This is a genomic window from Pseudoalteromonas sp. ND6B (assembly GCF_000764215.1).
In the GTDB taxonomy this organism is placed as follows: Bacteria; Pseudomonadota; Gammaproteobacteria; order Enterobacterales; family Alteromonadaceae; genus Pseudoalteromonas; species Pseudoalteromonas tetraodonis.
Map to the genome: position 1 here is coordinate 180,916 of NZ_JQFL01000021.1, position 8,284 is coordinate 189,199.

Genomic DNA, 8,284 nt, shown 5'->3' on the forward strand with positions numbered 1-8,284 from the left:
TGCTTTTGCTGTAGTTGTTAACCGATAAAGATAAATTAGTACCCAAAATGATATGTAAAGGTCTATTAAACCTATGAGAACAACAATAAACGACGTGGCAAAAGATGCCGGGGTATCAATAAAAACGGTATCACGAGTAATAAATAACGAAACCTCGGTGCGTGACAACACCCGTGAGAAAGTCATGGCGTCGGTTAAAAAGTTGAACTTTCAGCCTAACCTTGCTGCAAGAAGTCTCGCAGGAACAAAAGCTTACAGCATTGCTTACATTTACGACAATCCAAATGCCTACTATATTATAGATATGCAAAACGGCATTTTAGATGCGTGTAAAAAGCAAGGGTTTGAACTACTTATCCACCCATGCGATGCCAAAGAAGCACATATTATTGACGAAATAACCAGCATGATAAAACGCACCCGAATTGCCGGTATTTTACTCACGCCGCCATTTTCAGAGATGCCACATTTTGTTGAAAAGCTGACACAGCTTGACCTAAAAGTTGTGCGTATTTTATCAGGACACGACGCGCCTGACTCATTAACGCCCTGTATTATGATTGACGATAACCTCGCCTCTAAATCGATTACCGAACACCTTATAAATAATGGCCACACACGCATTGGCTTTTTAGCTGGGGGCAGCGAACATAACTCCACCAAAGAGCGCTTAGAGGGCTACAAAGCGGCTTTAAAACAATACGACATTACTATAGACCCTAGCTTAATTATTGATGGCGAATACTCATTTGAATCCGGGGTTGAGGGTGCTAAAACACTCATTAATCAACAAAACAGGCCAACCGCTATCGTCTCATGTAACGATGAAATAGCCGCCGGTGCGTTATTTGCAGCCAGATTAATGAACATTGATATACCCAGCGAGCTTTCTATTACAGGGTTTGAGGATAGCCCATTCTCACGCCAAACATGGCCAAAGCTCACTACAGCGCATCAGCCAAATAATAAAATTGCTGAAGATGCAGCCAGCTTACTGATAGCGCAAATTCGTAATGGCAATGACCGCGATATTATTAAACTATACACACCAGAACTGGTTGTCAGAGATTCAACAGCCCCTCCTATAGCTTTATAATTAATTAGCTGGCACGCGCTGCAAGTCCCCCTTCAGCGCTTAAAGCATTAAAAGCGGCCTGATTTTTGAACGCATAGCCTGTACCACTGAGTTTATTAACAATAAAACGGCACATGTTGTAAATTTTACACTTAGGGCCTGTTGATCTTTCAAGGTTATATAACTCAGTTAACCTCTCCAATACCAATTCGCTTAATTAACTGAGCTATTTTGAGGGAGGAAAATTGTGTCGATAGCAAGGCAAAAAATTTCGTTATTGAGTTGTTCTAAATGAGACGTTTTTCACGCTGTGAGCGTCTGATTTGCCCCCTCAAAATGATTAAGTATTATTGCAAATTGGTATAAATATACAGGAGTAAAATATGGCCAAGTCAGCCCAATTGTATAGAATGGCAACCGATGAACATATTTGCCCATTTGGTTTAAAATCTAAAGATTTACTTGAACGTCAAGGCTTTGAAGTAGACGATCATTTACTCACCTCAAGAGCGCAAACCGATGCGTTTAAACAGCAACACGACGTAGAAACAACACCACAAACGTTTATAGATGATAAGCGCATCGGTGGCTACGATGAGCTTAGAAGTTTCTTTAATAAATCGCCTGCCGGTCAGCAAGGTACAACCTATACCCCTGTGATAGCGATTTTTGCGGTTACCTTGTTGCTCAGTTTAGCCTTTTCGTTGAGCGGTGCAGGATTAAGCATGTATACACTTGAGCTTTTCGTGGCATTAACCATGGCGGTACTAGCCATTCAAAAGCTACAAGATTTAACCAGTTTTTCAAATTCCTTTATCACTTACGACTTACTTGCCATGAAAGTGATTCCTTACGCTTATGTATATCCATTTTTAGAAGCCTTTGTTGGCGCGGCCATGATTGTAGCACTTCCAGTTTACTTGGTTGCACCTATCTCTTTGTTTATTGGTAGTGTCGGCGCAATATCCGTGATTAAAGCCGTGTATATAGACAAACGCGAACTTAAATGTGCCTGTGTTGGCGGCGATAGCAATGTACCACTTGGCTTTATTTCACTAACCGAAAACCTATTTATGATAGCAGCCGGTATCTGGATGCTAGTTAAATAATAAAAAGGCGCGATAGGTTTAAAACCTACCGCGCCACTATTAAGTCTGTATTTATAAAGTAAAATTAACTCTCACTTATGGAGATATTTAAACCGGCCTCTGCATCGGCTAGCATAGCAAACTCTTCATCTGCACTTTTGGCCACTAAATGTTTAGAACTAAAGCCAAAGTAATACGCAGCTCCCACTATAAATAACACCATAGTGTATAAAAAAGCGCGGGGATCAAAGGCGTACACACCGGTCAGTGCAATCAACGATAAGCATAATGCAATACTTGAAGTCACAGTCCCGCCAGGCGTTTTATAAGGACGAGGTAAATCTGGCTGCTTATAGCGCAGTAAAATATGACTTAACGCCATTAACGCATACGATACGGTTGCACCAACCACCGCCATAGCTAACATTAAATCGCCCTCACCACTTAGTGAAGCTAAAAAACCAAATACAGCAGGTACAATAAGCGCTCGTGCGGGCACTTTACGCGCGGTAGTAATTGATAACGAACGGGGTAAATATCCCGCACGCGACAGCGCAAACACCAATCGACTATAACCATAAATAATAGAGAAAAATGAAGCCACCAGCCCTGCTAACCCTAATATATTAACCACGGTTGCTAAATCGTTATTGCCCGTCGCATTTAACGCATCCACCAGCGGAACTGCACTTGCGCCCATTGCTGTTGCACCTGCTGCCCCGGGTACTAACACAACCACTAATAACGCGGTAAACAATAAAAACACCATAGCGCCAATAATGCCTTTAGGCACATCTTTCGCCGGATCTTTTGCCTCTTCTGCCGCCAATGGCACCCCTTCAACCGCTAAAAATAACCACATAGCAAAAGGTAATGCTGCCCATACACCATACCAACCCAGAGGTAAAAATTCACTCGCGCCAGCAGCATCGGTTACGGCAACATCAAATAAATTTGTCGCATCAAAATTGGTGATTAACACCACAGCGGTGGCAACAATAGCAAGTACCGCCAAACCGCTTATTACCATCATTACTTTTAGCGCTTCACCAACCCCAGCTAAGTGAATACCCACAAACACCAAGTAAAAGAGCGCATAAACCCAAGGGCCATTAAACCCCGTTAACGCCTCCACCGCAGAGCCAATAAAAATAACAATAGCAGCCGGTGCTAACGCATATTCAATTAATACCGCAAGGCCGGTTAAATAACCCCCCGTTGGCCCCATTGCTTGGCGAGCAAAGCTATACCCTCCTCCCGCAGCGGGAATAGCAGCCGACATTTCAGCCAGCGATAACACTAAGGTGAGATACATAATAGCCATTAATACTGCCGCTATGGCAAAGCCGCCCCAGCCTGCTTCTGCAATACCAAAGTTCCATCCAGCAAAGTCTCCTGAAATCACATACGATACCCCTAACCCTGCCAGCAATAACCAACCTGCAGTGCCACTTTTAAGTTGCCTTTTTGCTAAGTACTCTGAATTATTAGTAGACATAACATCCTCTTTATCGATTTTTTATTTTTAGTTACCGTTATTCCGCATTTAAAAAATGACGGCTCGATTGTTGATGCTCAATCACATCATCCTGTGTACGATCTTTTAAGTTCACTCCTGTTAGTTTTAATTTTTTTGCCTCACGTAATAAATAAACTGCACGCCTTGCAGCCTCACAGTAAGGCAAGCCCGCAGGGCGAATATTTGAAATACAATTGCGACAGGCATCGTTAAGACCTGTTTTAGGTGCCCAAGTTAAATATAAACCAAGGCTATCTGGCGAGCTAAGCCCTGGTCGCTCACCAATTAACACCATGACTACTTGTGCATTTAAAAGCTCTCCAATGTCGTCACCAATTGCCACCCGACCTTGTTCAACCACACTAAAAGGCGCAATGTTTAACTCACTGTTATCACCTAGCTGCGCTAATAATTCATTAATAAAAGGATAAGCATTTTTTTGCACCGCTAGCGACGATAAGCCATCAACCACAACGATGGCTAAATCATATTTTGCAGCCGTATTTTGCTGCCCAGCGGTGAAATTAAGTAGGGTTTGTCGGCCGTTTTCATCTAACCTACGTCCTAAATCGGGGCGTTGTAAATACGTCATTCGGTCAACAGCCTGGCTATGTAAGCGCAAAGGAGCAGCCAGCTGTTTCTCAGCACTGAGTTTGCTAAGCTGTTCGGTTATTGCATTAATATCGAGCGGAAAGTTCACCGCATCACGCGCTTGTGCATGGGATAATTGAAACGCCAGCATTTCACTGGTCGGTAAGCTTATTCCTGCGCGGCCAAGGCCAATCCGTGCATCGGTAAAACGGCGTAAATCGCGCCATGGGTTATGCACCACGTTGCCATTATTTTTATGTGTATTATCGCTGTTGTTTGTAACAGACGTTGCGTTAAAATTTGATTTCATACTCAGCCCCCTTTAATCGCATTCAGTGGTTTAGCAAAAGCGGCAGGTAACGTATCAGATAAAATAATATCGTGACTGTTGCGCATAATATTCATATCAGTAAGCCACTTTTCAAACTCTGGCGCGGGGCGCGCGCCCAGTACTCGGCGCACATATAATGCATCATGAAATGAGGTGGTTTGGTAATTAAGCATAATGTCATCAGAGCCCGGAATGCCCATCACAAACGAGCACCCTGCAACTCCAAGTAGCGTAAGTAAGTTATCCATATCATTTTGGTCGGCCTCGGCATGATTGGTGTAACACACGTCGCAGCCCATCGGAATACCCAATAACTTGGCACAAAAATGATCTTCAAGCCCTGCGCGAGTAATTTCTTTACCATCAAACAAATATTCAGGACCAATAAAGCCCACCACGGTATTAACTAGTAGCGGATTAAATTTTCGTGCAACGGCATAAGCACGGGTTTCGCAGCTTTGTTGATCAAGTCCATGATGTGCGTTAGCCGAAAGCGAACTGCCCTGCCCCGTTTCAAAATACATCACATTATCGCCTACAGTTCCGCGCTTTAAACTCAGTGCGGCATCTTGTGCCTCAGCTAAGGTATTTAAATTAAAACCAAAGCTCGAGTTGGTTGCTTCTGTTCCACCAATAGACTGAAACACTAAATCAACCGGCGCTCCCGCTTCAATGCATTCAATCGTGTTAGTAACATGAGTAAGGACGCAGCTTTGGGTAGGAATTTCATATTTTTGAATCACCTCATCCATCAATGTCATCAACTTAATGGCCTGCGCTACGTTATCGGTTGCAGGGTTTATACCTATTACCGCATCACCATTACCGTACAAAAGCCCATCTAAAATACAGGCGGCAATACCGTTAATATCATCCGTAGGGTGGTTAGGTTGCAATCGCGTGGATAAGTGCCCTGGTAAGCCAATGGTATTTCTAAACGCACTGGTTACATGGCATTTTTTAGCAATTAAAATAAGATCCTGATTTCGCATTATTTTGCTTACAGCCGCAGCCATTTCAGGGGTGATCCCTTGCCTAACACTTGCCAACACAGCGGGAGTTGCAAAGTCACTTAATAACCAGTTACGAAAATCGCCTACGGTTAAATGAGCAATCGCCATAAATGCATTGGTGTCGTGATCGTCCATAATTAAGCGGGTTATCTCATCGTCTTCATAGGCAATCAGCGCCTCATTTAAAAACGTTTTAAGCGGAATATCTGCCAGTGTCATTTGCGCCACAGCTCGCTCTTGTGCTGAGCCTGCTATCACTCCTGCAAGACGATCGCCCGATCGCCCAGGGGTAGCCTTTGCCATTACTTCAGCCAAGTTTTTAAAATTGTACACCTGCGTGCCTAACGTATATCGGTACCTTTGCCCCATGATCTACTCCACATAACAACTAGTTCAAACCTTGGTACAGGTTTTGCTGACCTATAAGCTATAAATCAATTTTGTTTAGTTTCAAGAGAGCTTAATTCGTACCAAGACACTATCGAATTTTGGCAAATCATCATTTTTGGCTTTATTTCATATAGTTAACTATAGTTACTGGTGGTAACTTAATCTTAATAAAAATAAAAAAAGCAAAGAGTAACTCCATTATGACGCAGCAAGATTTAGCTAGCGCACCACAAAAGAGCATGGTGCATACCCAAGATATAGATGAGCAAGCGAATAACCTAACGCAGTGGCAGCAAAAATATGATCAGCTCAGTGAAGGGCGATTTTTTGGGCGTATAGAGAGCGTGGATTATTCTAATATTCATGCATTTGAAGAATACACAGAGCGTGCTCTTCACCAACAATGTGCAATAGCGCCGCAATCTATTTGGCTTGGGATCCCAAAGCAGTCTCAGCAGAGCAAAATTAATGGCTTAAATGTGGCAAGTAATCAATTTATGTGTCGAACCAGTGAGAGTAACTTTGAGCTTATTACACCTGAGCAGTTTAATATTTATGGTTTAGTAATAGACACGCAATCGTTAGAACATATGGCTCAGATACAAGGGATATACTTAAAAAATATAACCTCTTCAGGTACTGAGCGACATACAACAAGCAACGCCATGTTAAAAAGTGCCCGGGGTATAATAAACAGTATGGTTAGCAGCAACGCTTTTGGCCTAAATGCCGATTTACAGCAAGACATGCTTAATATGTTGGCATTACATTTACTAAACGAACAGACTCCGTGTCAACGTATCGCTCCCAGTTATAAACACCGAAAAGCGGTGGTTGATAAAGTTAAAGAGTATGTAAATGCAAACCCACAAAGTAGCGTGACCATTACTCAGCTATGTGAGCTCACTTTTGTTAGCAGGCGCACGCTACAATACAGTTTTGAAAGTATTTTAGGGATTAATCCGCTGCGATTTTTACGTTTAACCCGATTAAATAACGTCAGAAGAGAACTAAAATTAGCAAAACAAGATAAGCCAATTTCTGTCATCGCAGCCAATTGGGGATTTTGGCATGCAGGGCAATTTACTAAAGATTACACCCAATTATTTGGTGAAAACCCTTCGCAAACACTAAGCAACCATGCTTCTTATTTGGCGAATTCTAAATCGATAATACACGGGTAAATAAGAGATGGGTGTCGGGCTAAGAGCTACGGGAAGAGCATTCCTGTTTTTATATTTTCTCATTAACCCTCACTCACTTCTCATTGTGCAAACATGTTTTAAGTGATTTATTCACAAAGAGGTTATGAGACGCTGCGCTGAAAGAGAAGGCTAAAGGTTCTGCTTTCAAGAATAGTATGACTAGGTAGTAGGCTGTTTTCACAAGCTCGCTCCTCGTCACTCGAAGCCCGTTGTCTTCTCATTGTCGGAGTTTTTCAAGTTAGTTGTCGCCTCAAGTTAAATTTTATGCCGCCCGCATTTCTTCTTTTTTCTCAGGGTTTAAATTTACTTCATTTATCATTGACCAGTCTCGTGACTTCCCTGACCAACGACTTGGGTTATTCAATTTAGCTGCGTCGTTTACCTGCTGACGCTTAGCTAATATTTCTTTATCTAAACCTGAATGACGTTGGTTTGGCGTCACAAATTTTATACCACTGTGTAGGTGCTCATTATTGTACCAATCAACGAACCCACTTACCCATTCTCTTGCTGCGCTTATATCTTCAAATGCCTTTTCTGGGTATTCTGGGCGATACTTTAACGTTTTAAATAACGACTCAGAGTATGGATTATCATTACTTACTGACGGTCGACTAAATGATGGCACAATCCCTAACTCCTGTAATGTTGCCAGTAATGTCGCGCCTTTCATTGGGCTACCATTATCTGAGTGCAACGTGACTTGCTCGCGCTTTATTTGCTCCCGACTGCAAATATCCTTCATTAAATCTGCGGCTAATTCACTTAACTGTGTGTCGTAAACTTGCCAGCCAACAACCTTTCGACTAAAAATGTCCATCACTAAATATAAGTATAAAAATTGCCCTTTTACGCTCGTTGGTAAATAGGTGATATCCCAAGTGTAGACTTCATTTGCACGCACTGCTTTCAATGCTCTTGGCTTTTTCATCGGCTTAGCTGGCTTTACTTTTTCTCTATGCGTTAATAAGTTATGTGCCTTCATGACACGATAAAACGAACTTTCAGACGCTATCCATATGCCCTTATCAAGCAGCTTAGGGACTATTTTACTGGCCGGTAAATGCCCATA

General features: G+C 42.4%; 7 protein-coding genes. 3 read left to right on the forward strand and 4 right to left on the reverse strand.

The annotated features are described in order from the left end of the window. The first annotated feature begins 73 nt into the window (after nt 1–73). Complete coding sequence (locus ND6B_RS12960) at nt 74–1,096, forward strand: LacI family DNA-binding transcriptional regulator (RefSeq protein WP_033103024.1); 1,023 nt, start codon at nt 74–76, stop codon at nt 1,094–1,096. 362 nt (nt 1,097–1,458) lie between these two features. Beyond that, nucleotides 1,459–2,184 carry a MauE/DoxX family redox-associated membrane protein gene (locus ND6B_RS20270; protein WP_033103026.1) on the forward strand — a complete coding sequence of 242 codons (726 nt, stop codon included), beginning with the start codon at nt 1,459–1,461 and terminating at the stop codon, nt 2,182–2,184. Between the two features lie 64 nt (nt 2,185–2,248). On the opposite strand, the gene eat is transcribed toward ND6B_RS20270, so the two are convergent. From eat to ND6B_RS12940, 3 genes are read right to left on the reverse strand one after another with little or no spacing between them, the layout of a single operon-like run. Then, nucleotides 2,249–3,661 (reverse strand): ethanolamine permease, encoded by a 1,413-nt coding sequence (eat, locus tag ND6B_RS12950; RefSeq protein ID WP_033103027.1) that lies wholly within the window; start codon nt 3,659–3,661, stop codon nt 2,249–2,251. Nucleotides 3,662–3,698: 37 nt separating this feature from the next. Next, nucleotides 3,699–4,583 (reverse strand): ethanolamine ammonia-lyase subunit EutC, encoded by an 885-nt coding sequence (gene eutC, locus ND6B_RS12945; RefSeq protein ID WP_033103028.1) that lies wholly within the window; start codon nt 4,581–4,583, stop codon nt 3,699–3,701. Between the two features lie 2 nt (nt 4,584–4,585). Continuing rightward, on the reverse strand, nt 4,586–5,986 hold the full coding sequence (locus ND6B_RS12940; protein ID WP_033103029.1) for an ethanolamine ammonia-lyase subunit EutB: 1,401 nt from the start codon (nt 5,984–5,986) through the stop codon (nt 4,586–4,588). A gap of 221 nt (nt 5,987–6,207) precedes the next feature. On the opposite strand from ND6B_RS12940, the gene ND6B_RS12935 reads away from it, so the two are divergent. Continuing rightward, on the forward strand, nt 6,208–7,191 hold the full coding sequence (locus ND6B_RS12935) for a helix-turn-helix domain-containing protein (RefSeq protein WP_016899108.1): 984 nt from the start codon (nt 6,208–6,210) through the stop codon (nt 7,189–7,191). A 283-nt stretch (nt 7,192–7,474) separates the two neighbouring features. Here ND6B_RS12935 and ND6B_RS12930 read toward each other — a convergent pair. Beyond that, the coding region (locus ND6B_RS12930) for an IS3 family transposase (protein ID WP_033103044.1) at nt 7,475–8,284 on the reverse strand (810 nt) is incomplete at its 5' end.